Origin of the sequence: Marivita sp. (genome assembly GCF_020055635.1) — a bacterium.
In the GTDB taxonomy this organism is placed as follows: domain Bacteria; phylum Pseudomonadota; class Alphaproteobacteria; order Rhodobacterales; family Rhodobacteraceae; genus Marivita.
Genome location: NZ_JAIPUT010000014.1, coordinates 56,980 through 80,147, shown reverse-complemented (window position 1 = coordinate 80,147; position 23,168 = coordinate 56,980). Strand labels below are relative to the sequence as shown.

At 63.7% G+C, this 23,168-nt stretch carries 21 protein-coding genes; 13 read left to right on the top strand and 8 right to left on the bottom strand.

Going from position 1 to position 23,168, the window contains the following annotated elements; all coding sequences use genetic code 11:
* Positions 1-34 precede the first annotated feature (34 nt).
* Positions 35-271 carry a YdcH family protein gene (locus LCF60_RS09310; RefSeq protein WP_292291328.1) on the top strand — a complete coding sequence of 79 codons (237 nt, stop codon included), beginning with the start codon at positions 35-37 and terminating at the stop codon, positions 269-271.
* On the opposite strand, the gene LCF60_RS09305 is transcribed toward LCF60_RS09310, so the two are convergent.
* Positions 272-733, bottom strand: coding sequence for a glutathione peroxidase (locus LCF60_RS09305; protein WP_292291342.1), 462 nt, complete (start codon positions 731-733; stop codon positions 272-274). It abuts the gene before it with no gap.
* Positions 734-954: 221 nt separating this feature from the next.
* Here LCF60_RS09305 and LCF60_RS09300 point away from each other — a divergent pair, with 221 nt between their 5' ends.
* On the top strand, positions 955-1,224 hold the full coding sequence (locus LCF60_RS09300; protein WP_292291327.1) for a DksA/TraR family C4-type zinc finger protein: 270 nt from the start codon (positions 955-957) through the stop codon (positions 1,222-1,224).
* 213 nt (positions 1,225-1,437) lie between these two features.
* Here LCF60_RS09300 and LCF60_RS09295 read toward each other — a convergent pair whose 3' ends face one another.
* The 5 genes from LCF60_RS09295 to LCF60_RS09275 all read right to left on the bottom strand — a co-directional run bounded on the left by LCF60_RS09295 (position 1,438) and on the right by LCF60_RS09275 (position 7,295).
* Entirely contained in the window at positions 1,438-3,258 is a 1,821-nt protein-coding gene (locus tag LCF60_RS09295) for a M3 family oligoendopeptidase (RefSeq protein ID WP_292291326.1), read from the bottom strand.
* A 96-nt stretch (positions 3,259-3,354) separates the two neighbouring features.
* Positions 3,355-4,947, bottom strand: a complete 1,593-nt coding sequence (locus tag LCF60_RS09290; protein WP_292291324.1) for an ATP-dependent DNA ligase — start codon at positions 4,945-4,947, stop codon at positions 3,355-3,357.
* Positions 4,944-5,951 (bottom strand): ligase-associated DNA damage response exonuclease, encoded by a 1,008-nt coding sequence (locus LCF60_RS09285; protein ID WP_292291322.1) that lies wholly within the window; start codon positions 5,949-5,951, stop codon positions 4,944-4,946. Before LCF60_RS09285 ends, LCF60_RS09290 begins: the two co-directional genes overlap by 4 nt.
* A gap of 118 nt (positions 5,952-6,069) precedes the next feature.
* A complete protein-coding gene (locus LCF60_RS09280; RefSeq protein ID WP_292291321.1) occupies positions 6,070-7,005 on the bottom strand; it encodes an alpha/beta hydrolase in 936 nt (311 codons plus the stop codon).
* On the bottom strand, positions 7,005-7,295 hold the full coding sequence (locus tag LCF60_RS09275; RefSeq protein ID WP_292291320.1) for an SCP2 sterol-binding domain-containing protein: 291 nt from the start codon (positions 7,293-7,295) through the stop codon (positions 7,005-7,007). Before LCF60_RS09275 ends, LCF60_RS09280 begins: the two co-directional genes overlap by 1 nt.
* 89 nt (positions 7,296-7,384) lie before the next feature.
* Between LCF60_RS09275 and LCF60_RS09270 the strand changes: the two genes are divergently transcribed.
* The 5 genes from LCF60_RS09270 to LCF60_RS09250 all read left to right on the top strand — a co-directional run bounded on the left by LCF60_RS09270 (position 7,385) and on the right by LCF60_RS09250 (position 12,505).
* The gene (locus tag LCF60_RS09270; RefSeq protein WP_292291318.1) at positions 7,385-7,939 is read left to right on the top strand and encodes a tetratricopeptide repeat protein; all 555 of its coding nucleotides are present in this window, start codon (positions 7,385-7,387) and stop codon (positions 7,937-7,939) included.
* A gap of 41 nt (positions 7,940-7,980) precedes the next feature.
* On the top strand, positions 7,981-10,944 hold the full coding sequence (locus LCF60_RS09265; RefSeq protein WP_292291316.1) for a helicase-related protein: 2,964 nt from the start codon (positions 7,981-7,983) through the stop codon (positions 10,942-10,944).
* Position 10,945: 1 nt separating this feature from the next.
* On the top strand, positions 10,946-11,326 hold the full coding sequence (locus tag LCF60_RS09260) for an RNA-binding S4 domain-containing protein (RefSeq protein WP_292291315.1): 381 nt from the start codon (positions 10,946-10,948) through the stop codon (positions 11,324-11,326).
* A 49-nt stretch (positions 11,327-11,375) separates the two neighbouring features.
* Entirely contained in the window at positions 11,376-11,714 is a 339-nt protein-coding gene (gene fdxA, locus LCF60_RS09255; protein ID WP_292291314.1) for a ferredoxin FdxA, read from the top strand.
* Between the two features lie 272 nt (positions 11,715-11,986).
* On the top strand, positions 11,987-12,505 hold the full coding sequence (locus LCF60_RS09250) for a CarD family transcriptional regulator (protein ID WP_292291313.1): 519 nt from the start codon (positions 11,987-11,989) through the stop codon (positions 12,503-12,505).
* A gap of 52 nt (positions 12,506-12,557) precedes the next feature.
* Here the strand turns inward: LCF60_RS09250 and LCF60_RS09245 are convergent, their stop codons facing one another.
* Positions 12,558-14,441 carry a cation:proton antiporter gene (locus LCF60_RS09245; protein WP_292291312.1) on the bottom strand — a complete coding sequence of 628 codons (1,884 nt, stop codon included), beginning with the start codon at positions 14,439-14,441 and terminating at the stop codon, positions 12,558-12,560.
* A 137-nt stretch (positions 14,442-14,578) separates the two neighbouring features.
* Entirely contained in the window at positions 14,579-17,122 is a 2,544-nt protein-coding gene (locus LCF60_RS09240; protein ID WP_292291311.1) for a hypothetical protein, read from the bottom strand.
* A gap of 157 nt (positions 17,123-17,279) precedes the next feature.
* Between LCF60_RS09240 and LCF60_RS09235 the strand changes: the two genes are divergently transcribed.
* The 6 genes from LCF60_RS09235 (at position 17,280) to LCF60_RS09210 (ending at position 23,126) form a co-directional block, all read left to right on the top strand.
* Positions 17,280-17,978: an SIMPL domain-containing protein gene (locus LCF60_RS09235; RefSeq protein WP_292291309.1), complete on the top strand. Its 699-nt coding sequence runs from the start codon at positions 17,280-17,282 to the stop codon at positions 17,976-17,978.
* A gap of 75 nt (positions 17,979-18,053) precedes the next feature.
* Positions 18,054-19,058: a hypothetical protein gene (locus LCF60_RS09230; RefSeq protein ID WP_292291307.1), complete on the top strand. Its 1,005-nt coding sequence runs from the start codon at positions 18,054-18,056 to the stop codon at positions 19,056-19,058.
* A gap of 136 nt (positions 19,059-19,194) precedes the next feature.
* On the top strand, positions 19,195-21,066 hold the full coding sequence (locus LCF60_RS09225) for a DUF4214 domain-containing protein (RefSeq protein ID WP_292291306.1): 1,872 nt from the start codon (positions 19,195-19,197) through the stop codon (positions 21,064-21,066).
* A gap of 72 nt (positions 21,067-21,138) precedes the next feature.
* Entirely contained in the window at positions 21,139-21,801 is a 663-nt protein-coding gene (locus LCF60_RS09220; RefSeq protein WP_292291305.1) for a Crp/Fnr family transcriptional regulator, read from the top strand.
* Positions 21,802-21,924: 123 nt separating this feature from the next.
* Positions 21,925-22,137 carry a DUF2892 domain-containing protein gene (locus LCF60_RS09215; protein ID WP_292291304.1) on the top strand — a complete coding sequence of 71 codons (213 nt, stop codon included), beginning with the start codon at positions 21,925-21,927 and terminating at the stop codon, positions 22,135-22,137.
* A 104-nt stretch (positions 22,138-22,241) separates the two neighbouring features.
* Positions 22,242-23,126, top strand: a complete 885-nt coding sequence (locus LCF60_RS09210; protein ID WP_292291303.1) for an MBL fold metallo-hydrolase — start codon at positions 22,242-22,244, stop codon at positions 23,124-23,126.
* Positions 23,127-23,168 lie beyond the last annotated feature (42 nt).

Sequence of the window (23,168 nt, the reverse complement as noted above, 5' to 3'; positions counted from 1 at the left end):
CTGTGTGCAAGGACATCAGGAGAGGAGTGCATCCATGTCACATACCCCGCACGAGCTTGCCGAGGAATTCCCGGATCACGTCGAAAAAATGAGTGCGTTGAAGCAGTCGGACGCGCATTTCGCGAAACTTTTCGACAGCTACCACGAGATCAACCGCAGCGTTCACCGCGCCGAGACCAACGTCGAGCCGATGGATGCCATGGCGGAAACCGAGCTTCGCAAGCAGCGCGGCGCGCTGAAGGACGAGATCTGGACCTATCTGAAGGCGTGATCAGCGCAGGAAGGCGGCGATCGCCTCGGTCACCGGCCTCGACATCGGCCGCGCATTCGATCCGAATGTCGCGGCCACGCTGCCATCCGGGGCGATCAGCACCTTGTTGAAATTCCAGCGCGGCGCAAACCCAGCCTCGGCCTCGAGCCACTGGTAGAACGGGTGCGCCGCGTCACCGCGCACCGAGGTGATCGTCGTCATCGGGAAATCGAGGGCGAAATTCACCTCGCAGAAATCCTTGACCGCCTCATCCGTTGCCAGCTCCTGCCGAAAATCGTTCGACGGCACCGCCAGAACGACCAGCCCCCTGTCCCGGTAGGTGTCGTACAGCATCTGCAACCCGTCATATTGCGGCGTGTACCCGCAGCGCGACGCGGTGTTGACCACCAGCACGGGCTGACCACGCCATTCGGACAGGTCGATCTCTCCACCGTCGATGGACGGAAAGGTGAAGCTGGACATCGCCGCCTGCGCCAGCGTGGCACAGCAGAGCAAGAGCGAGGCAAGAAACAGACGCATGACAAAACTCCCTGAAGCAGAAGATAGCCGCGCCACGCTGAAAGGAAAGCGTCGTCGCCCGAAGCATATCTCGACGCGGCCTGCACCACCGGCAGGGACCGCGTCTTGCGTCTTTCGGTCCCTGCGCCCATATTTTCGGGATCGGATGTGCAAAGGAGCGGGACATGGCCGGCGGATGGGCGCGTGACGGGGCGGTACAGGAACAGATCGATGCGTCGATCAACGACGAACTGGCGCGCCTGAAAGCGCGCCGCGGTCCGGTCGGCGAAAGCCTGACCCATTGCGCCGATTGCGACGAACCGATCCCCGAAAAGCGCCGCGCGGCGATCCCCGGGGTCAAGCTTTGCATCGAATGCCAGCAGGAACGCGATGGCAGCTTCAAGGCCCGTGGCGGCATCAACCGGCGCGGCTCCAAGGATTCGCAGCTGAAATGAAATGTGCGGGCTGGCGCCCGCGCCGGATATCTCGCCTTCGGCTCGGATTGGGCCCGGTGGAAACCGGGGTGCCCTGACCGCGCGTCATGCGCCACGCGCAGCGGTCGCCGGCATATTTATCAAAGAGAAGAAGCAGGGATGATGCGACCCCCTGCTTCTTCTCTTTCCAAATATGCAAACACGACGTCACCCCACATGCGGGACGACAGAGACTCAGCCCTCCATCGCTTCCAGCTCGTCGATGAAGCCTGAAATCATGTCGAGCCCCTTGTCCCAGAACTCGGGGTCGCTGGCATCGAGGCCGAAAGGCGCGAGAAGGTCCTTGTGGTGCTTCGATCCACCCGCCTTGAGCATGTCGAAATACTTGTCCTGGAAGCCTTCGGGGTTTTCCTCGTAGACGGCATAGAGCGCATTCACCAGCCCGTCGCCAAACGCATAGGCGTAGACGTAGAAGGGGGAATGCACGAAATGCGGGATATAGGCCCAGAAGGTCTCGTAGCCCTCCATGAACTCGAACGCCGGGCCGAGGGATTCCGCCTGCACCGACATCCAGAGCGCGTTGATGTCGTCGGGGGTGAGTTCGCCGCCGCGCCGCGCTTCGTGGAGCTTGCATTCGAAATCGTAGAAGGCGATTTGGCGCACGACCGTGTTGATCATGTCCTCGACCTTGCCCGCCAGCAGCACCTTCTTTTCGGCATCGTCCCTGGCATTGTCGAGCATGCGGCGGAAGGTGAGCATTTCGCCGAAGACCGACGCGGTTTCGGCAAGCGTGAGCGGCGTGGAGGCCAGCATTTCGCCTTGCCCGGCAGCCAGCACCTGGTGCACGCCGTGGCCCAGTTCATGCGCCAGTGTCATCACGTCGCGCGGTTTGCCAAGGTAGTTGAGCATCACGTAGGGATGCACATCCGTCACGGTGGGATGGGCAAAGGCCCCAGGCGCCTTGCCCGGTTTCACGGCGGCGTCGATCCAGCCCTTGCTGAAGAACGGCTTGGCGATGTCGCCCATGCGGGGGTCGAATTCGGTATAGGCATTCATCACCGTTTCTTCCGCCTCGTCCCAGCCGACGGTGCGCGTGGCCTCCATCGGCAGCGGCGCGTTGCGGTCCCAGACCTGCATCACGTCGAGACCCAGCCATTTGCGCTTGAGTTCGTAATAGCGGTGGCTGAGCTTGGGATAGGCGGCCACGACGGCGTTGCGCAGCGCCTCGACCACTTCGGGTTCGACATCGTTGCTCAGGTGGCGACCGGTCTGCGGCGTGGGCATGCCGCGCCAGCGGTCCATGACCTCTTTTTCCTTTGCCTGCGTGTTGTGCACCCGCGAGAAGATGCGGATGTTCTCGGCGAAGACGGCGGCCAGTTCGCGCGCGGCGGCTTCGCGCACCGACCGGTCCTGTTCGGTCAGCAGGTTCAGCGTGCCTTCGATGGTGAGCGGTTCACCGTCGACCTCGAATTCCAGCCCGGCGATGGTTTCATCGAAAAGCCGTTCCCAGGCGTCGCCGACAACCCCCATGTCGTGCAGGAACTTCTCCATCTCGTCCGACAGCTGGTAGGGTTTCATTGCCCGGATGCGGCGGATCGCGGGCTTGTAGCGGGCGAGGTCTTGATTGGCGTCGAACAGCGCATCCACGGTGGCGTCGTCGATGCGGTTCAGTTCCAGCGTGAAGAAGACCAGCGGCGTGGTGTAGATCGTGATCTTTTCCTGGTGGTCGGACAAGAACTTGGCGCGCTGGGCGTCGGTGGTCAGCTGGTAGTAGCGCAGACCCGCGTAAGACATGATGCGGCCGGCGATGTTCTCGATCTTCTCGTGACGGTGAATCGCGGTCAGGAACTCTTCGGCGGTCAACTCGGCCAGCTTGCCTTCGTAGTCGGCGGCAAAGCTGCGGCAGGCCTCTTCCAGCCAGTCGAGATCGCGCTTCAACTCGGCCGCGTCATCCGACGGGTAAAGGTCTGTCAGGTCCCATTCCGGCAGATTGCCGAGGTCCTTGCTGCCGCTTTGGGCGTTGGCGTCGAATACGGGGGAAGGCGTGCGCGGCATGGGGTGTCTCCTGTCCTTGGTTGCCTTCGAACCTGTGCCGTGTGGGCGAAAGGTTCAAGGGGCAAAGCCATCGGGCGGCCGGGATTGGCAGCGCGCCTAGCCGTAGGTTTCAAGCAGATCCTTGAGATCGGCGAGCGTATTGGCCTCTTGCAGTGGTTTGTCGTGCCGCCAGCGCGACATGCGCGGAAAGCGCAAGGCGATGCCGGATTTGTGACGCGGCGAGGCATGGATGCCCTCGAAGGCGATCTCGAACACGTGGTGCGGTGTGACCTGCCGCACCGGGCCGAAGCGTTGCTGCGTGTTCTTGCGCACCCAGGCGGTGATCTTGCGAAATTCCTCATCGGTCAGGCCGGAATAGGCCTTGGTGAAGGGCACAAGATCGTTGCCGTCCCAGACCGCGAAGGTGAAATCGGTAAAGAGGTTGGCGCGGCGACCGTGGCCCTGCTGGGCATAGATCATCACCGCGTCGACGGTCAGCGGATCAAGCTTCCATTTCCACCAGTCGCCCTTCTTGCGGCCGGCAAGATAGGGGCTGTCGAGGCGTTTGAGCATCAGCCCCTCGGCGCGGTGGTCCCGGGCGGTGGCGCGGATTTGGGCCAGCGCCTCCCAGGTATCGAAGGACAGCGGCGGGGCGGCCTTGACCGGCGCGTCAGCGGGCAGGTCGCGCAACAGCGCGTCCAAGCGCGCCCGGCGGTGGTGCAGCGGCGTGTGCCGCAAATCCTCGCCCTCGTGTTCGAGCAGATCATAGGCCAGCAGGATCACCGGCGCGGCTTTCAAGAGCTTCTTCGGCACCGTCTTGCGACCGATCCGGGCTTGCAGCGTGTTGAAGGGAAAGGGCTGCGTGCCCTCCCACGCGACGATCTCGCCGTCCAGAACCAGCCCGTCGGACAGGAAATCCGTCAGGCGGGCGAATTCGGGGAAACGGTCGGTCATCAATTCCTCGCCGCGCGACCAGACATGGTGCATGCCGCCTCGCAGGATCACCTGCCCCCGGATGCCGTCCCATTTCCATTCAGCCTGCCAGTCCGCCGGAGCGCCGAGATCCTGTGGTTCGCCGTCGAGTTGATAGGCGAGGTAGAAGGGATAAGGGCGGCTTTCGTCGGCTTGCGTGTCCTCGGCTTCGATCAGCGCGTGATAGCTCGTGGTCTCGGGCGTCCAGCCGCCCATCAGGCGGTGGGCCAGGCTGGGTTCGTCCTGATCAGTGGCTTGCGCGAGGGCGCGGGTCATCAGTTTCTGGCTCACGCCGATGCGGAACCCACCGGTGATCAGCTTGTTGAAGAGGAACCTTTCGGTGGGGTCGAGTTGATCCCAGGCATCGAGAATGCGGGTCTTGCGCGCGCCGATATCAAGCGTGGACAGCGATTTCAGTTCGGTGATCCAGTGGGTCAGGGGCAAGTCGCTTTCCCGACCGGGGGACGGCAGGACAAGGGCGATGGTTTCAGCCAGATCGCCGACGATCGGATAGCTTTCTTCCAGCAACCAGAGGGGGATACCGCTGACCTCGGCCGCCCATTCGCGCAGTTGCGTCGTGGTCACGGCGCGTTTCGGGCGACGGCCCGAGAAAAGCGCGATGGTCCAGAGCTTGTCCTCGTCACTGGCGGTTCGGAAGAAGGCGGCCAGCGCCCTGGTCTTGAGGCTGGTCTTCGTGGTCTGATCGATGGTGGTGAAGAGCGCGGCAAAGTCCTTCATGGCGTTTCCGCCTCGTCATCCTCGCCGCCGAATTCGGTGGGAACCACCTGTGCGTTATAGCCTTCGGAGTTCAGCCATCGCGCGAAGATATCGGTGTAACCATGTGTTGCATAAATATTTTCGGCCTTGGTTTCCGTGATCGCCTGCATCAATCCGTTCCAATCGGCATGGTCGGAAATGACAAAGCCCCTGTCGGCAGCGCGCCGGCGGCGCACACCCCTTAGACGCATCCAGCCTGAGGCAAACGCGGTGGACGCCGGTCCGAAGCGGCGCGCCCATTGCGACCCCAAGGCCGACGGCGGCGCGATGATCAGCGCGCCGGGATGGTCTTTGGGGGTGATATCAGGCGTCACGTGGATGGTATCGGGCAGCCTATACCCTTGATTTCTAAGCACTGCGTTGGTGTTCTCGACTGCGCCATGGGTCAGGATCGGTCCAATCTCGGGATCGATCATGGCCAGCAGGCGCTGCGCCTTGCCGAGCGCATAGGCTCCGAGGATCGACGCCCTGCCCTCGGCGGCATTGCGCGCCCACCATGCGTTGAGCTCCCGCGCCACGTCGTCCTGGTCGTCCCATTTGAAAACGGGCAGGCCGAAGGTGCATTCGGTGATGAAGCTGTGGCACGGAACCGGTTCGAAAGGCTCGGACATTCCGTCCGGGACGATCTTGTAATCGCCCGAGGCGACCCAGACCTCGCCCGCCACCTCGACCCGGATTTGCGCCGAGCCGGGCAGGTGGCCCGCGGGGTGGAACGACACCGATGCATCGCCAATTTTACGCGTCTCGCCGAACTTAACGGTTTCTACAGAAATATCGCCCAGCCTGTGACGCATCACCGGGGCACAAGCATCGGTGCACAGGTAGCGGCGATGACCCGGGCGGGCGTGATCGGCGTGACCGTGGGTGATCAATGCGCGGTCCACGGGGCGCCATGGGTCGATGTGGAAATCTCCGGCGGGGCAGTAGATGCCGCGATCGGTAAAGGTGAGAACCTGGTTGGTCATGGAACTGAGTATAGGAGGGCAAAGCGACATCGCCAGAGGGGCGGTCCGTGTGGCTTTGGGCAGAAACGGCGGTTTTGGACCGGCAGACAGATGGATTGGAAAACGCGTTCGGCGGTCGTCATCCAAAGCGCGAGAAGAGCGAAATCGCAGAGCCGGTGACCTGGCGCCGCGTGCCGGTTTTTTCCATCAGCACTTCATGTTCCGCGCCGTCCACCAGCAGAAGCTTGCCGCCCTTCCAGTGGGTCATCCGTTCGCGAATTCTGGTCGTATCGACAATCCGCTCGTTCGAGCCGACGAAACACAGCGCCGGCATCGCGGGCGAGGGCAATTTTTCAAGCGCGGCACATTCGTCGAGCGCAGACCCCAGCCATGCGAGAGACGGGCCGCCAAGGCCAAATCGCGGTTCCGCCAGAACATGTCTGCGCATGTCGGCATACATCTCGGGATCGGTGGTCAGCATGTTGTCTTCGAACGGTTCACAGGCCGGATAGCTCTTGATCGACGTGCCGGGGGCGAGGCGGTGCCCGAATCCCAGCATCACCGCCAGCCGTGGCACGGCCCAGGCCACCGGACGCAGATGCGGCGCGATCCGGATGCCCCACATCGGCCCGGTAAAGACCACCGATGCCATGTCGCTGCCGCTCATGAGGGCGCGCAGGCCGATACAGCCGCCCATCGAATGCGCCACCATGTGCCAGGGTCGCGGTGCATCGCGGTCGCGTGCAAAGCGTCTTACCGCCGCCCAGTCCTTCTGGAAGTCGAGAAAACGCGCGACATGGCCCACCATCGGATCGGCGCCAAGCCGGTCCGCCATGCCCTGGCCGCGCCAATCGACCGAGATGACGTCAAAACCCGCGCGCACGAAATCGCCCGCGGTCCGGCCGTATTTTTCGACATATTCGCTGCGTCCCGGCAGGATGAACACCGTGCCTTTCGCCGCGTTCGCCGGCGCATGGCTGGCGCGGATGCGCACCCCGTCCGAACTGCGCAGCCAGAACGCCTCGGTGCCCGGCCCGTCGGCCAGATCGCCGCGATAGGGCGCGGGCTCTGTCATCAAGCCAGGGTGGAGGCCAGCTTCATCGCCATGCCCATGTCGCCGTCGATGGACAGGCGTCCGGACATGAAGGCGGATGTCGGGTTGAGCGATCCATCGAAGATTTCGCGGAAGGTATCGGCGTCGGCGTTGAAGGTCACATCCGCATCCGCCTGGCCTTCGCGTGCGCCGTCGGCGTCGACGATCATGCTGCCTTCACCTTCGATATTGAACTGCGCGGTGCCGTCGATCCCGCCGCCGTTCAGCTTTTCGTTCATGGCGGCGACCGCCTGTGTCACAACATCGCTCATGTGCTCGTCTCCTTGTGATCGCGTCTTGCCGTGCAAGACTGGCAATTTCCGCGCCTTGCGTTACATTTATCGTGGTTATGAGGTTCACGATGCGCAAATACAAATCTGCCGTTGCGGCATTTCTTTTCTCGACCGGTGTGATCGCGGGACAGGCCACGGCACAGCAGGACCCGGCGGCGGACTTGCTTGACCAACTGTCGCAGGCCGAGGATGCCCAGGCGGCCGACCGGCTGGAACGACAGCTGCGGCAGGAATGGGAAAAATCCGGATCGGCGGCGATGAACCTCTTGTTGAAGCGGGGGCAGGATGCGCTTGAGGTCGACAACGTCAATGTGGCGATCGAGCACCTGACGGCGCTGACCGATCATGCGCCGGGCTTTGCCGAAGGGTGGCACGCGCTGGCGCTGGCCTATTACCGCGAAGAGATGTTCGGACCTGCGGCGGATGCGCTGGAACGCACGCTGGCGCTCAATCCTGACCATTTCGGAGCGCTGCGGGGGCTGGGCGCGCTCTTTGAACAGGTCGACAAACCCCGCCTTGCGTATGATGCCTATTCGCGGGTACTCAGCCTCAGGCCGCACGATTCCGACGTGATCGACGCGTTGGAGCGGCTGGAGCGGCGGGTGAACGGGCAGACGCTCTGATCCGCTGACGTCGCACGAGCAGGACGGCAAAGGACGTCAACATGGCCGGACATGCGCGGGTTGCGGCCATTCTTGGCCCGACCAACACGGGCAAGACCCACTACGCGATCGAACGGATGCTGGGCTATCGCTCGGGCATGATCGGATTGCCGCTGCGGCTTCTGGCGCGCGAGGTCTATGACAAGATCGTCGCGGCGCGCGGGCCGTCCGTGGTGGCGCTGGTGACCGGCGAGGAACGGATCGTGCCGCCGCGCGCGCAATACTGGGTCTGCACCGTCGAAGCGATGCCCGAGGGGATGGGCTGCGATTTTGTCGGCATCGACGAGATCCAGCTCTGCGCCGATCCCGAGCGCGGGCATGTGTTCACCGACCGACTGCTGCGGATGCGGGGCACGCACGAGACCCTGTTCATGGGGTCGGACACGATGCGCGGGCCGATCTCGGAGCTGGTGAAAGGCTGCGAATTCGTGCGCCGCGAGCGGATGAGCCAGCTGTCCTATACCGGGTCGAAAAAGATCAGTCGCTTGCAGCCGCGCACCGCCATCGTCGGATTCTCCATCGAGAACGTCTACGCGATCGCCGAATTGCTGCGCCGCCAGAAGGGCGGGGCCGCCGTCGTGATGGGCGCGCTGAGCCCGCGCACGCGCAACGCGCAGGTGGACCTTTACCAGAATGGCGAGGTGGATTTCCTGGTGGCGACCGACGCCATTGGCATGGGGCTCAATCTTGACATCAACCATGTCGCGTTTTCGTCGCTGACCAAGTTCGACGGACGCCGGATGCGCCCGCTGATGCCCAACGAGCTGGCGCAGATCGCCGGGCGGGCCGGGCGCGGCATGTCGAACGGCACCTTCGGCGTCACCGGAGAAGCCGGGCCGCTGCCCGACGAGGTTGCCGAGGCGATCTGCAACCACCGCTTCACGCCGCTTCGCAAGCTGAACTGGCGCAGCGCCGATCTGCGGTTCGGCAGCATCGAAACCCTTGTCGCCTCGCTCGAGGCGCCGCCGCAGGACGAACGGCTGGTCAAGGCGCGCGAGGCGGATGACCTGCAGGCGCTCAAGGCCCTGGGCAGCGTCGCCGAAGTGCAGGCGCGCGCGTCCGACCCGAAATCGGTTCAGCTTTTGTGGGATGTCTGCCGTATCCCGGATTTCCGTGGCATCAGCCACGCGGAACATGCGGGGCTTCTGGAAGTTATCTACGGGCATCTTCATCAAAGGGGAGCGATTCCAGATGATTTCCTCGGCCGACAGGTCAACCGGATCGACAGGACAGATGGCGACATTGACACGTTGTCGAAACGACTGGCGTATATCCGCACATGGACCTATGTCGCGCAGCGCCGGGGGTGGGTGCATGACGAAAGCCATTGGCGCGGACTGACGCGCGCTGTAGAAGATCGATTGTCGGATGCGCTGCACGAGCGCCTGACCCAAAGATTTGTTGACCGGCGCACATCCGTGCTCTTGCGGCGGTTGAAACAGAAGGAGGCCCTTTTGGCCGAAGTGAATGACAAGGGTGAAGTCACCGTCGAAGGCGAATTCGTCGGCAGGCTCGAAGGGTTCCGGTTCCGCCAGGACAAGGATGCGACCGGACAGGAAGCCAAGACGCTGAAGGCGGCGTCGATCCAGGCACTTGCGCCGCATTTTCATCTTCGGGCGGATCGGTTCTACAACGCGCCGGACACCGAGATGGATTACACCGAACAGGGTGGCCTCATGTGGGGCGACCAGGCGGTGGGCAAGCTGACCGCTGGCGACGATCCGCTGAAACCTCGTGTGGTGGCCTTTGTCGACGACGAGGCCGGAGCGGATGTGGCACAGAAGGTGCAGCGCCGCTTGCAGCATTTCATCGACCGCAAGATCGCCGCTCTGTTCGAGCCGCTGATCAACTTGCAGAAGGACGAGACGCTGAACGGGCTTGCCCGTGGCTTTGCCTTCCGCATGGTCGAAGCGCTGGGCATCCTGCCGCGGGCCGACGTGGCGGATGACGTCAAGGGACTGGACCAGGATGCGCGCGGGATGCTGCGCAAGCATGGTATCCGGTTCGGGCAGTTCACGATCTTCATGCCGCTGCTTCTCAAACCGGCGCCGACCCGGTTGCGGCTTGTGCTGTGGAGCCTTTCCAAGAATCTCGACGTGTTTCCCGAAGCGCCGCCGCCGGGTCTGGTGACGGTGCCGAACACGCCGGGCACGCCTTCCGAGCATCACACCGTGTCGGGCTACCGCGCAGCCGGCGACCGGGCAATCCGCATCGACATGCTGGAACGTCTGGCGGATCTGCTGCGCGCACAGGACAGCCGGGGCGGGTTCGAGGCCAATCCCGACATGCTGTCGATCACCGGCCTGACGCTTGAGCAATTCGCCGACCTGATGGGCGGGCTGGGCTACAAGGCGGAAAAGGGCGAGCGTGAAAAGGTGCGCGCCGTCGATGCCGTGGTGCCCGAAGCCGATGCGGCGACCGCGACCGAACAGGATGCCGAGACCGATGGTGTCGTGCCGGTCGAGGATACGCCGGTGATGGATGTGGCGCAGGAAGACGTGCCGGGCACCGATGCGGAGCCGTCCGCGGCGCCCGAAGCCGCCGACGTGCCGGATGCCGCCGCCGCGATGCCGGACGACGAAGTGGCCCCGGTTGCAGACGCGCCGCTGGACACGCCCGACGAAACGCCTGTCCCGACAAATTCCGAGACCGAGATCGATCCGGGCGCGGCGCCTGACGCCGCCCTGGCGGGGCCGGAAACCGAAGTGTTCTATGTCTTCACATGGCGGGGCAATCGCCCTGACCGTCAGCCGCGCCGCGATGGCGGCGGCAAGGGCCGACGCGACGGCGGCAAGCCGCAGGGCGACCGCCCGCGCGGCAAGGGCAAGCCAAAGGGCAAGGGCCAGGGCCAGCCCCGCGATGCCGGGGCCAAGTCGTTCCAGTCGCGTCCGCCGAAGAAGGAAAAGCAGATCGACCCCGACAATCCCTTTGCAGCGGCCCTCATGGGGCTGAAGAACAAGGACTGACTTGGCAGAGCCGGTCCAGAAGCTTCGGATCGACAAGTGGCTTTGGCATGCGCGGTTCTTCAAGACGCGCAGCCTTGCCGCCAAGGTCGTGTCGGCGGGCAAGCTGCGGGTCAACGGGCAGCCGATCTCGAAACCCGCCTACGCGGTGTCCTTCGAGGATGTGCTGACCTTTCCGCAGGCTGACGATGTCCGCGTGGTCAAGGTTCTGGCGATGGGCGAACGGCGCGGCCCGGCGCCCGAAGCCCGGACGCTTTACGAGGATCTGGCCCCGCCGCAGCCGCGCGAGCCGCAGGCGCAAGTGCCTCGTTTCGAAGGCAAAGGCAGGCCGACGAAGAAAGATCGTCGCGCTTTGCAACAAACCCGGACAGACCTTCTTGAATGATTTTCGCCAGTGGCTTAGCTAGCGGGCGAGCGAACGATGGACGGACCGCATGACCTACATTGTCAACGATGCCTGCATTGGCTGCAAATACACCGATTGCGTGGAAGTCTGCCCCGTGGACTGTTTCTACGAGGGCGAGAACATGCTGGTCATCCATCCCGATGAATGCATCGATTGCGGCGTGTGCGAACCGGAATGCCCGGCGGACGCGATTCGCCCGGATACCGAGCCGGACACGGACAAGTGGGTCGAATTCAATCGCAAGTATTCCGAGATGTGGCCGGTGATCATCACCAAGAAGGATCCGCTTCCAGAGGCCGAGGAGCGGGACGGAGAGACCGGCAAGCTCGAGAAGTACTTTTCCGAAGCGCCGGGCGAGGGCGGCTGATTCGTAGCCCGATCGTGACCTGCGTCGGAAAAAGGCGGTAAAGCCTTGAAACTGCGGGATGAATAGGTGGTTGACGCCCCACTACCGCAGGGCGCCGTTTTATGTTATGATACTGTCAGAAATCGCACCTGTGGGACGCGTGTCAATACATGCGTGATAGTGGGCTTATACAGGCTTGCTCGGTACACACTGAATCGAAACGGTCGGAAGTGCTGCTTCCGCTCGTTATTTTTGTCTGCGTCGCAGGGGTGAAGGTAAATGGAAGGTTCTGAATGACCAAGTCGAAAAAATCCGAATTCCGTCCGAATGACTATGTCGTCTATCCGGCGCATGGTGTCGGCCAGATCGTGTCGATCGAAGAGCAGGAAATCGCGGGCATCAAGCTCGAACTGTTTGTGATCTCGTTCGAGAAGGACAAGATGACATTGCGGGTGCCGACGCACAAGGCCACGGAAATCGGAATGCGGTCCCTGAGTTCACCGGATGTCGTGAACCAGGCGATGAAGACGCTGAAGGGCAAGGCCAAGGTCAAGAAGGCCATGTGGTCGCGCCGGGCGCAGGAATACGAACAGAAGATCAATTCCGGCGACCTGATTGCGATCGCCGAGGTGGTGCGCGATCTTCACCGTGCCGACGACCAGCGCGAGCAGAGCTATTCCGAGCGTCAGCTGTACGAAGCCGCCCTTGAACGTCTGACCCGCGAAATCGCTGCGACGTCCGGCGGAGACGAGCTGGCGGCCTCCAAGCAGGTTGGCGACGTCCTGTTGTCGCGTACGCCCGCGGCGGCCTGATCCGACCGACACTGACAGACAAGCAAAGCGGCTCCTTTCGGGGCCGCTTTTTTCATGCCGCGTCGTTATTGCTGTTCTCGAGCGCCGAGAGCAGGGACGCTTCCAGCTCTTTCTCCAGTTCCCGTGCCCGCGCGATGTAGCGGTCGTTCTGTGCCGACGGGATGTCCGGATCCCAAAGCTCGGCCAGTTCCCGGACGGTGTAGCGGTCGTGCTGGTAGAACAGCTTTTCGGCCTCGTTGGCCTCGTACTCGCTCAGCCCGATATTCTCGAGCACGTAGCGGCCTGCGCGCAACGAGCTGTCGAAGAGTTCCCGCACGATGTCGTTCGCCCCGGCCTGGTACAGCCGGTAGGTATGGGTGCGGTCGCGGGACCGGGCGACGATATGGATGTCGGGGCGCAGGCGCCGTGCATAGGTCACGAGCCGTTCGGCCGCCACCGGATCATCAAGGGCGACCATGAGGACACGGGCGGTGTCGATGCCTGCCGCATGCAGCAGGTCGGGGCGCAGCGGGTCGCCGAAGAAGCCCTGGTAGCCGAAGCGGCGCATCAGCTGGATGGTTTGCAGGTTGTTGTCGATCACCACCGTCTTGGCGCCGACCGACTGGACAAGGCGGTTCACGATCTGACCGAAGCGCCCGATCCCCGCGATGATGACCGCGCCCTGTTCGTCGATCTCGTCATGGGCAATTTGCTCGGTGCCATCCTTCAGCCGCCTGGACAGAACCTCGTAGAGGATGAAGGCCAGCGGCGTGATCAGCATCGACAGCGCCACGATCAGCAACAGCCGATCCCCCAGCGCCACCGGCAGAATGGATTGCTGCAAGGAGAAGGAAATCAGCACGAAGCCGAATTCGCCGGCCTGGGCCAGCCCCAGGGTAAAGAGCCATTGATCGCGCCCCTTCAGCTTGAAGGCACGGCCGAGGATATACAGGATCACGAACTTGAGCAGCATGATCCCCAGCGCCAGGCCCAGCAGCGTGACCGGCTCCGAGAACAAGAGCGCGAAATCGATCCCGGCCCCGACAGTGATGAAGAACAGCCCCAGCAGGAGGCCCTTGAAGGGCTCGATGTCGGATTCCAGCTCGTGCCGGAATTCGCTGTTGGCCAGCACCACCCCTGCAAGGAAGGTGCCAAGCGCCGGCGACAGGCCCACCGCGGTCATCAGGAAGGCGATGCCGATAACGATGAGGAGCGCGAGCGCGGTATACATTTCGCGCAGATTCGCCCCGTGTATGTACCGGAACAGAGGACGCGCGCCGTAGATCCCGCCAAGGATGATGAGCGCCACAGCGCCCAGCGTCACAAGCGTCACCCCCCAACCGGGCAGCCCCTCGACCAGCGACATGCCGTGACCATGAGCCACGTCATCGCTGTTCTCCAAGACGCTGCGCGAGATGGATCCGTTTTCCGTCAGGGTCGGGATCGATGGCACCGCAAGCAGCGGCAGGATGATCAGCATCGGGATCACCGCGATGTCCTGCGTCAGGAGCACCGAAAAGGTCGATCGCCCGCCACTGGTCCGCATCAGGCCCTTCTCGCTGAGGGTCTGGAGCACGATCGCCGTGGACGACAGCGCGAAGACCATCCCGATGGCCAGCGCGGTTTGCCAGACAAATCCCAGGTAGATCGCGCCGGTCATCACCGCCAGCATCGTCACGATGACCTGAAGCCCGCCCAGCCCGATCAGCCGGTGCCGCATGTCCCAGAGCGCACGGGGTTCGAGTTCGAGCCCGATCAGGAACAGCATCATCACGACGCCGAACTCGGCAAAATGCTGAAGGTCCGCGGTGTCGGCAACCAGCCCAAGGCCCGGTCCGATCGCGACGCCCGCAAGCAGGTAGCCCAGCACCGACCCCATCCCAAGGCGCGATGCGATGGGCACGGCGATCACCGCAGCCAGCAAGAGCACCGAGGCCAGGAACAGAAATTCACCCATGATTCAAACGCCTTTCAGACTGCGGGCAGGATGCCGGTCTTCGGCTGGCAATGGCAACCAAGCCGACGCGTTTCTGCCGAAAATAACGGCAAGTGCCCAAGCGGCGCTCAATCCGGTGGCGGAAGGTCGATCGGGACTCAGCCGTCCGGCATGTCCAGGACGACATTGCGACCGTTCTTCGAATAGCGCAGCTGGCTTTCGCCAATCGCCGCGACGCGCCCGCCATCAAGCCGGTCGCCGACCTGGACCTTCTGGTATCGACCGTTCGACAGGCGCACCAGGGCGCGGCGGCTCGAGGGCTTGCCATAGACCCCGATCAGGTTGATCCGGCGCAGGTTGATCGCGTTGGACAGGGTGGCCTGGCGCGCCACGCTGGCGGTGGACGGGATGCTTGGCTGTACCGTGCGGGGCGCAACCGAGGCCACTTGAGTGACCTGCTCCTGCTCTTGCACCGTTTCGCGGGCACGTTCGACGATCTGGCCGAAGTTGCGCGGACGGGTCACCGGGGCAACCGATTGCGCGACCGCGAATTCCGTCGCCTCGGGCTTGGCGGTTTCCTCTTCGGCCTTGAGCGTTTCGGGGCGCGCGGCAGGGCGCAGCGCGGCAAGTTCGGCGCGTGTCCGGCCCGCCAGTTGCGCGCGCTCGTTGCCCTCGATCAGGCCTTCGGGCCTGGGGCGCGGGCGAAAGCCCTGCAGGGCCGGAACCGCAGCCGTTGCGTCCGTCGGCTCCGTGCCGGCCTCGGCTTCGGGTTCGGCGGCGGGGGGTGCCGGGCGGGCAGGCGGCACCACCGGCGGCAGACCGGCGAAGACACGCACGCCGTCGGGATTGGTCGTGCCTTCGGGCGTCGCGATCACCAATCCCCGGTCATCGAGGGTAAAGCGGGTGCCGGGGGCCGCGGGGTTGGGCTGCGACAGGTAGGTGCGATCGTTGCGCAGCGCCTCGGCGCCGGGAAGCGCGAAGGCATCATATTGCTCGACCGACCCGTCGATGGAGGCCACGTACAGGTCATCGAGCGTTGTCAGGGTCGGGGTCGCGGGAGATTCCGGCGCGCGCTGCCAGATCCCGGTCGCCGCATAGCGCGCATCGGCCTCTTCCGGGGTCAACGCGGCCGGAGGCGGGAGCAGGTCGGATATTCCGTCCTCCGAACGACCCGGCGCATCGTCGGCATCCAGAGAGGCGAATTGCAGGTCTTCTTCCTCGGGCGGCTCCGTGATCGACCCGTCGAGAGGCTGAAGCTCGACATCGGGAAGCCGCGCAATCGAGGGGGTGTCGTCCTTGCCGTCGAAGAGACGCGAAATGCCTTCGTCCAGGAACACGCTGGCCCAGGCTGCGACGGCCAGAAGCAGGATCAGCAAGGCGCTGGTCAGCATCAGGCCGAGGTAACGGGGTTTTCCGCCGATCTGGGGCTCTGTCCGCGCCCCGAATATCGTCATGCGTTCGCGTTCGTTCGCCACGGTGGTCTGGGGTGCGGTGGCCGCGCCATCGGTGGAGCGGCCCGCACGCATCGCGGCAATCCGGGCGACAGCGGCGCGCGCCGGTTCCGGATCGTGTCTCGGTGTCGCCTCGGCCTCAGGGGCATCCGCTGGCGCGCCTGCTGTTGTCAGCGGCGGCACCTGTTTTGTCGGCGGGGCGGATTCGGCTGGCGTGGAGGGCTTGCGGCGGCTGAAAAAGCCAAAACCCGACCGTTGCTCGGATTTGTCCATGGCATCGACCTGAAGGGCCGGTGCGGTAATGTCGGTGTCCCGCGTCGATTTTCGCGCGCCGCCCAGCTTGAACCGGGGGGCGGAGGCGGGTTCGGTCGGGGCCGCCTGGACCTTGGGGGCCGAGGGGGCCTCACCGGGGTCCGGAGCGGTCCGCGACGCCCGGATGGAGGAGAACGCGGGCGTGTCAGGTGTCTTGGGCGCCTCCATTTTCAGCACCGGCATCGGCGAGTCCGCCTGCGCGGCAGCCGCTACTTGTGCCGGGTCGGTGGGGCCACCGTCCTGCGCCATCCCCGGTGCCAGCGCGTCGATCGCATCCGCGGCGTCCGTGTCGGCGACGGGCTCTGCCGCATCGTCTTCCGCGTCGGGTTCGGACCCCGACTTGGGCGGCTCGATCTCGGAAACGCGGTCTTCAAGGGTGCCGTCGCGCGGCAGGGACGCCACCGCATCGCTCGGCACGATGACCATCGCTTCGGGATCCTTGCTGGGGGCTTCGCCGGTCCAGGTCGTGGCGGGACCGAAAAACACCTCGCCCTCAAACTGCCCATCCGCTGCCCTGGCGACAAAGGACACCGGCTCGAAATGATGGCTCTTGGCAAAGGCTTCGGCCTCGTCGAGCGTTTCATTCGCAACGGCGGCGACGTAGACCGTGCCGTCCTTTTGCGCCCAGTCGAAGACCAGGTCATCCACCGCATAGGGCGTGGCGCCGTCGAGCGCTTCGCGGATGTCATCCTGAAGCGCCCCGCCGAACTGGCCGGTATCGGGAATCGTCAGGTACTTGATCTGTTCGTTGGGGATGACGAGTTTCACCTGGCCGCCATGCGCCGACAGGGCATCGGCCTCGGAGCGCAGATCGGCGAGGGCGCCGCGCAGGTCCGTGGCGTCCAGCGCCACGTCGCCCACAGGGGTCCAGCCGCCCGGCACGCGGCGCATCAGGGAAATTCCGTTGAAGGAGAGGGTCAGGGCAAAGTCTGGCTTCATGGGATTATTTTAGCAGCCATTGGTATCGGATGGGAGTCACTTACACGATTCAGGGACGCGACAAAGCGATCTTTCGCGCGGCATCGAATCCAGGCTTGTCACCAGGGACCCGGCCCGCGATGGTTTGATCGACACCGACGCATAAAGGAGGGGTGAGATGTTCCGGTTCAAGGCTGTCATGGCGCTATTGGTGTTTGTTCTGGGCTCGGTGCCCGCATGGGCGGACTCTGCCGGAAAGATCACGGTCAGCGGAGAAGGGGTGGTCTACGCGGTCCCCGACATGGCCGTGATCAACATGGGGGCCTCGTCCGAAGCGGACACCGCACGTGCCGCGATGGATCAGACCTCCGAGACCACGGCGGCGATTCTCGACAGGTTGACCGAGGCGGGCATTGCCGCGCGCGATGTCCAGACGTCGGACCTGTCGCTGTCGCCGATCTGGACGGACCGTTCCGCGTCCGGGGACCGCCCGCGCATCGACGGCTACCAGGCGTCCAACCGGGTGACCGTCCGGGTGCGCGATCTGGACTCGCTTGGCCCCGTCCTGGACGCGGTTCTGACCGAGGGTGCGAACCAGTTCGACGGGCTTCAGTTCACCCTTTCCGATCCGGAACCGCTGATGAACGAAGCGCGCAGGAAGGCGGTGGCGGATGCCCGTGCCCGGGCAGAGCTGTTTGCCGAGGCTGCCGGGGTGCAACTGGGTGCATTGCTCAGCCTGAGCGAAGCCGGCGCCCGCGCGCCGCGCCCTGAAATGATGAGCATGGCCCGGGCGTCGGACGGCGCCGTGCCGGTGGCGCGCGGCGAGACGGAATTGCGCGCCGGGGTAACACTTGTCTACGAGATTGCGGCCGAGTGATCTCGGCTCTGGTCGGGCGGTGACGCGAGGCCTATGGTTGTCGGAAAACACGGAGCAGTTTTTTCAGGGAACCTTATGGCACGCCGTCCGGCCAAACCGAAAACCGTCAATGTCCTGATCGTCGGACAGATGGGCCGACTTGCCTATGAGGCGCTGCTGTTCGCGCTTTCGATGAAGGCCAACACGACCGATCCGCGCTTCAGGCTGTACGTCGCCGAACCCCGGCCGGGCGCGCTGTGGCAGACCGACCCGACCATCAGGCCCGAGCCCCTGCGCGACATGATCGAGGCGCAGGGCGCGACGATCCTGCCGTTTGAAACCCGGCATTTCGGCAGCGATTATCCCTATGGCAACAAGATCGAGGCGCTTTTCGCGCTGCCCAAGGGCGAACCGTTCGTGTTCTTCGACACCGACACGCTGATCACCGGCGACCTTGGCGAGGTGCCGTTCGATTTCGACACGCCGGGCGCGTCGCTGCGCGTCGAAGGCACCTGGCCGCAGATCGAGCTTTACGGACCGGGTTATGCGGAGATCTGGAAGGCGCTGTACGACCGGTTCGGGCTGGATTTCGCAAGCTCTCTGGACCTGACGCAGCCGGACGAATACTGGCGGCGCTATCTTTATTTCAATGCCGGGTATTTTTACTACAAGTGCCCGCATGTGTTCGGTCAGACCTTTCTCGACATGGCGCTTGCCATCCAGGCGGACCCGCCCGAGGCGCTGGTGTGCCAGCAGCTGAAGCCCTGGCTGGACCAGATCGCGCTGCCCCTCGTCATTCACAAGCTGGGTGGTGGCCGTGATGCCTTGCCCGACGGCTACCTGGACGGACAGACCAGCGTCCACTACCGCAACATGCCGCTGCTCTATGCGCGCGAGCGCGATGATGTGGTCACTCTGCTTGAATCCATAACCGCGCCCAATCCGGTGAAGAAGCTGCTCAAGGAATACGAGCCGTTCAAGCGCATGATCTTTCAGAACCGGGGCCACAAGGTCCGCGATCTGTTCGACCGCGATCATCTGCCAAGCCGGGAACAACCCATTCGGCAGCGGATCAAGAAAAACGGGTTCTGGATGGTCTGACATGTCGCGGGTCGGCGTCGCGCAATGGCATTTACTTGCCGTCCCCGTCGGTTAATCTTGGAGGCCGCCGGGCGCGTTTTCCGCTTCGGTGGTCTTGATCTTATCGGCCTCAATGCGACCCAGGGCGGAGACCCAGATGTCATCCCATTCAGCCTTTTCGTTCGATGCGACCGGAGACCCGATCATCGACGTGATGACGGACGGCTTCGCCTGGGACCTGTCGGACTCGACAACGCTCACCTGGGCATTGGCCGATGGCCTGAACGGCGATGCCTGGACGGACCGCTTCGGTGCGATCGACACATTCGCGGCAGCGCTGGCGTCGGTCGAGCAGTTCATCGATGTCGAATTTCAGTATCTGGGTGACTTCGACAGCCCCATCGCGGCGGGTCTGGCGGGGGCCGACCTCGTCTATACGCTCGACAACGCGGTCGTCGACGATGGCACGCTGGCCTATGCCTATTATCCTGGTCCGGGAGTGTTTCCGAACTTCGAGCAATACGAGACCGAAGGCGGCGATGTCTTCATGAATTTCTCGGCACCCATCATAAACACATCGAGTTTCCGCCCGGGGTCGGATGGGTTCCTGACGGTCATTCACGAGCTTGGCCATGCGCTGGGCCTCAGGCATCCGTTCGAGTCGTCTGCCCAGCGACCCTCGCTGGATCAGCTGGATCAGACACTGGTACGCGACGTCGACTGGTTTTCGATCATGTCCTACACCGACGATTTCGGAGACCAGCTGGAGCGCTGGGACCCGGCCACGCCGATGCTGCTTGATGTTCTGGCGCTGCAATATCTCTATGGCGCCAACCCTGCGACCAATGCCGGCAACAGCCTGCTGCGGCTGGACAGCGAGGCGTTCTACTACACGCTGTGGGATGTGGACGGGGTTGATTGGGTGGACGCCTCGGACCAGTCCGAGGGCTGGACGATCTTTCTGCCGGATGTGCAGGTGACCGAGCTGGTCGACACCTTGTCCGGGTTCGCGCTGCCATCGGACCAGTTCGACCTGACCATCGTCGATTCCGAGCCGCAGGAACTGATCTGGCTGATAGGCGACATCGAGAATGCCATAGGAACGCGCTTAGAGGACCGGATCAACGGCAATCGGTTCGACAACCACCTGCGCGGCGGCGGCGGTGATGACGCCCTTGAGGGGTTTGCCGGGGACGACACGCTCGAGGGCAATGCCGGGCGGGACATCGCCTGGGTCGACGGGGATCAAGCCTCGTTCACCCTGTTAATCGGCCCGGACGGGACGTTTCTCCAGGACCGCCGGCCTGACGGGCTGGGCACCGACAGGCTGATCGGGATCGAGGAGGTCGCGTTCCGTGGCGGCGACAGTCCCGAGACGTTTGACCTCGATCGGTTTGGCGGGCCGGCGACCCTGTCGAGCCAAGCGCTGGAGACACTCGTCGAACTCTACGTCGCCTATTTCAACCGCGCGCCCGACGCGGTGGGTCTGAATTTCTGGGGAACGGTCTTTGCCCAAGGGGTCCGCCTCGAACAGATCGCCGCCGAATTTTCGAACCAGCCGGAAACGCGCGCCCTTTATCGCGAGGAACTGGACAACGCGGATTTTGCAACCGCAGTCTACACCAACCTTTTCGGACGCATCCCGGATCAGACCGGTTTCGATTTCTGGGTCGACATGCTGGACAGCACCCGGGTCGGGCGCGATACATTCATCCTGGCGGTTCTGGAGGGGGCCAAGGCCGACCCCTCCGCCGATGCGTCGCAGGCCTTCATCGACCAGCAGCTTGCGGATCGGGCGTTTCTTGACATCAAGACCGACCTTGGCGCGCTGTATGCCGTGCATTACGGGTTGTCCGACGTGACCGACGCAAACAATGCCCTGGCAGGGTTCAATGGGTCGCAGTCCAGCCTCGACGCTGCGGTGGGGATCATCGACGAGTACCATGCGGCGGCGCTTGACCCCGATGATGGCGCGTTCCTGATGCCGCTGGTCGGCGTTCTGGACAATCCTTTCGACGTGGGCGCATGATGCGCCGGGCAGATCCGGGGCGATCCGCGCGCCATGCCGTGGTCCTGCAGGGGTAATCGAAGGATCGACATGATGGACACCCACTGGATCGACCAGTTTCGCGGTCTGAGCACCTTGCCGGAGAACGTGAAACGCTACCTGGTGGATGAGAGCCGGGTCATGAAGGTACCGTCTGGAACCGTGGTGTTCGGTCCGGGATCGGTGCCCGACAGCCTGCTGTTCCTGATCGCGGGCCGGGTGCGGGTGCAGCAGACCTCGGAAAGCGGACGCGACATCGTTCTTTACCGGGTCGAAGCCGGGGAAAGCTGTGTTCTCACCACCGCCTGCCTGCTGGCGCACGAGCCCTATTCCGCGGAAGGCGTGACCGAGACCGACACGATTGCCGTGGCGATCCCGCGAGGGGCATTCGATCGGCTGATGGCCTCGTCCCGCGAATTTCGGGAATTCGTCCTGACGGCCTATGCGCGGCGGATCACCGACCTGTTCCGCGTCATCGATGATGTGGCCTTTGGCCGGATCGACGTGCGGCTGGCGGGCCGCTTGCTCAGCCTTGCGACCGAGGGCGATGAACTGGCCACGACGCATCAGCAACTCGCCACGGAACTCGGCACCGCCCGCGAAGTCGTCTCGCGGGTGCTGCATGACTTCCAGAAACGCGGCTTTGTCGCGCAGTCGCGCGGCAGGATCACCTTGCTCGACCGGAGCCGGATTCAGCGCGTGGCGGACAGTGCCTGAGCCGGTCATCTGCGACCGAATGGACCGTCCTGCGCTTTGTTCCCGGTTTGGGTGACAATATCACTGAAGCGGATCCCGGACAGGCGTACCAAGGTTTCAGATTTGATTCTGGAGGGTACGGAAATGACGACCAATGTTGGCACGATCGATCGAATTCTGCGCGCGGTTCTGGGCGTGGTCCTGCTTTACCTGGCCTTTGGCAGCGGTCTGCCGCTGTTCGACGGGGCCCTCTTCAAGTACGGCGCGGCCTTGATCGGTGTCGTGATGCTGGTGGTGGCGGCGGTGCGGGTCTGCCCGATCTACTCGATCATCGGCGTCAAGACCTGCCGCACCTGACACCCAGATGACATGCGACACCGGGCGCTGCCAGGCGGCAGGCTCGGTGCATCGCTCTTGCGGGCTTGGCCCGCCTCACAATCTCGTTTCGGAGGAGAAAACTCATGTCGCAGTATCCCGTGGATATGTCCGTCACCCCCGATGTCTCGGCTCATTTCGACGAGGCCACCAACACGATCAGCTATATCGTCAAGGACCCGACATCTGAGTCCTGCGCCATCGTCGACAGCGTGATGGACATCGATTACGCCGCCGGTCGGATCACCTACGCTCACGCCGACGCCCTGATCGCGGAGATTCAGGAACGCGGGCTCAAGCTTGAATGGATCATCGAGACCCATGTGCATGCCGACCACCTGTCGGCAGCGCCCTACATCCAGCAGAAGCTGGGCGGCAAGATCGGTGTCGGCTCGAAGATCATGGTTGTGCAGGACACCTTCGGCAAGGTGTTCAACGAAGGCACCGAATTCCAGCGCGATGGCAGCCAGTTCGACAAGCTGTTCGAGGATGGCGACACCTACAAGATCGGCAACATGGACGCCTTTGCGATCTATACACCGGGCCACACGCCCGCCTGCATGGTGCATGTGATGGGCAACGCGGCCTTTGTCGGCGACACTTTGTTCATGCCCGATGGCGGATCGGCCCGTGCCGATTTCCCCGGCGGGGATGCCGCCACGCTGTACGACAGCATCCAGAAGGTGCTGACGCTGCCGGATGACATGCGTCTGTTCATGTGCCACGATTACGGCCCCAATGGCCGCGACATCCAGTGGGAAACCACCGTGGGCGAAGAAAAGGCCCACAACATCCATGTCGGCGGCGGCAAGACAAAGGACGATTTCGTCAAGTTCCGCACCGAACGCGACGCGACGCTTGACATGCCCAAGCTGATCATCCCGTCCCTGCAGGTGAACATGCGTGCCGGCGCGGTGCCGAAGGACAAGGACGGAAACCCGATGCTCAAGGTGCCGGTCAACGCGCTTTGAGGCTGATGTCCAACCGGGATGGCGGCCACATGCCGCCATTTT

Bases quoted from the DNA above. Each gene is read 5' to 3' on its own strand.
- LCF60_RS09225 (WP_292291306.1), top strand. From the start codon at position 19,195: ATGTCATCCCATTCAGCCTTTTCGTTCGATGCGACCGGAGACCCGATC.
- LCF60_RS09235 (WP_292291309.1), top strand. From the start codon at position 17,280: ATGTTCCGGTTCAAGGCTGTCATGGCGCTATTGGTGTTTGTTCTGGGC.
- LCF60_RS09310 (WP_292291328.1), top strand. From the start codon at position 35: ATGTCACATACCCCGCACGAGCTTGCCGAGGAATTCCCGGATCACGTC.
- LCF60_RS09220 (WP_292291305.1), top strand. From the start codon at position 21,139: ATGGACACCCACTGGATCGACCAGTTTCGCGGTCTGAGCACCTTGCCG.
- LCF60_RS09275 (WP_292291320.1), bottom strand. From the start codon at position 7,295: ATGAGCGATGTTGTGACACAGGCGGTCGCCGCCATGAACGAAAAGCTG.
- LCF60_RS09300 (WP_292291327.1), top strand. From the start codon at position 955: ATGGCCGGCGGATGGGCGCGTGACGGGGCGGTACAGGAACAGATCGAT.
- LCF60_RS09295 (WP_292291326.1), bottom strand. From the start codon at position 3,258: ATGCCGCGCACGCCTTCCCCCGTATTCGACGCCAACGCCCAAAGCGGC.
- LCF60_RS09265 (WP_292291316.1), top strand. From the start codon at position 7,981: ATGGCCGGACATGCGCGGGTTGCGGCCATTCTTGGCCCGACCAACACG.
- LCF60_RS09250 (WP_292291313.1), top strand. From the start codon at position 11,987: ATGACCAAGTCGAAAAAATCCGAATTCCGTCCGAATGACTATGTCGTC.
- LCF60_RS09245 (WP_292291312.1), bottom strand. From the start codon at position 14,441: ATGGGTGAATTTCTGTTCCTGGCCTCGGTGCTCTTGCTGGCTGCGGTG.
- LCF60_RS09280 (WP_292291321.1), bottom strand. From the start codon at position 7,005: ATGACAGAGCCCGCGCCCTATCGCGGCGATCTGGCCGACGGGCCGGGC.
- LCF60_RS09210 (WP_292291303.1), top strand. From the start codon at position 22,242: ATGTCGCAGTATCCCGTGGATATGTCCGTCACCCCCGATGTCTCGGCT.
- LCF60_RS09285 (WP_292291322.1), bottom strand. From the start codon at position 5,951: ATGACCAACCAGGTTCTCACCTTTACCGATCGCGGCATCTACTGCCCC.
- LCF60_RS09240 (WP_292291311.1), bottom strand. From the start codon at position 17,122: ATGAAGCCAGACTTTGCCCTGACCCTCTCCTTCAACGGAATTTCCCTG.
- LCF60_RS09230 (WP_292291307.1), top strand. From the start codon at position 18,054: ATGGCACGCCGTCCGGCCAAACCGAAAACCGTCAATGTCCTGATCGTC.
- LCF60_RS09270 (WP_292291318.1), top strand. From the start codon at position 7,385: ATGCGCAAATACAAATCTGCCGTTGCGGCATTTCTTTTCTCGACCGGT.
- LCF60_RS09215 (WP_292291304.1), top strand. From the start codon at position 21,925: ATGACGACCAATGTTGGCACGATCGATCGAATTCTGCGCGCGGTTCTG.
- LCF60_RS09305 (WP_292291342.1), bottom strand. From the start codon at position 733: ATGTCCAGCTTCACCTTTCCGTCCATCGACGGTGGAGAGATCGACCTG.
- fdxA (WP_292291314.1), top strand. From the start codon at position 11,376: ATGACCTACATTGTCAACGATGCCTGCATTGGCTGCAAATACACCGAT.
- LCF60_RS09290 (WP_292291324.1), bottom strand. From the start codon at position 4,947: ATGAAGGACTTTGCCGCGCTCTTCACCACCATCGATCAGACCACGAAG.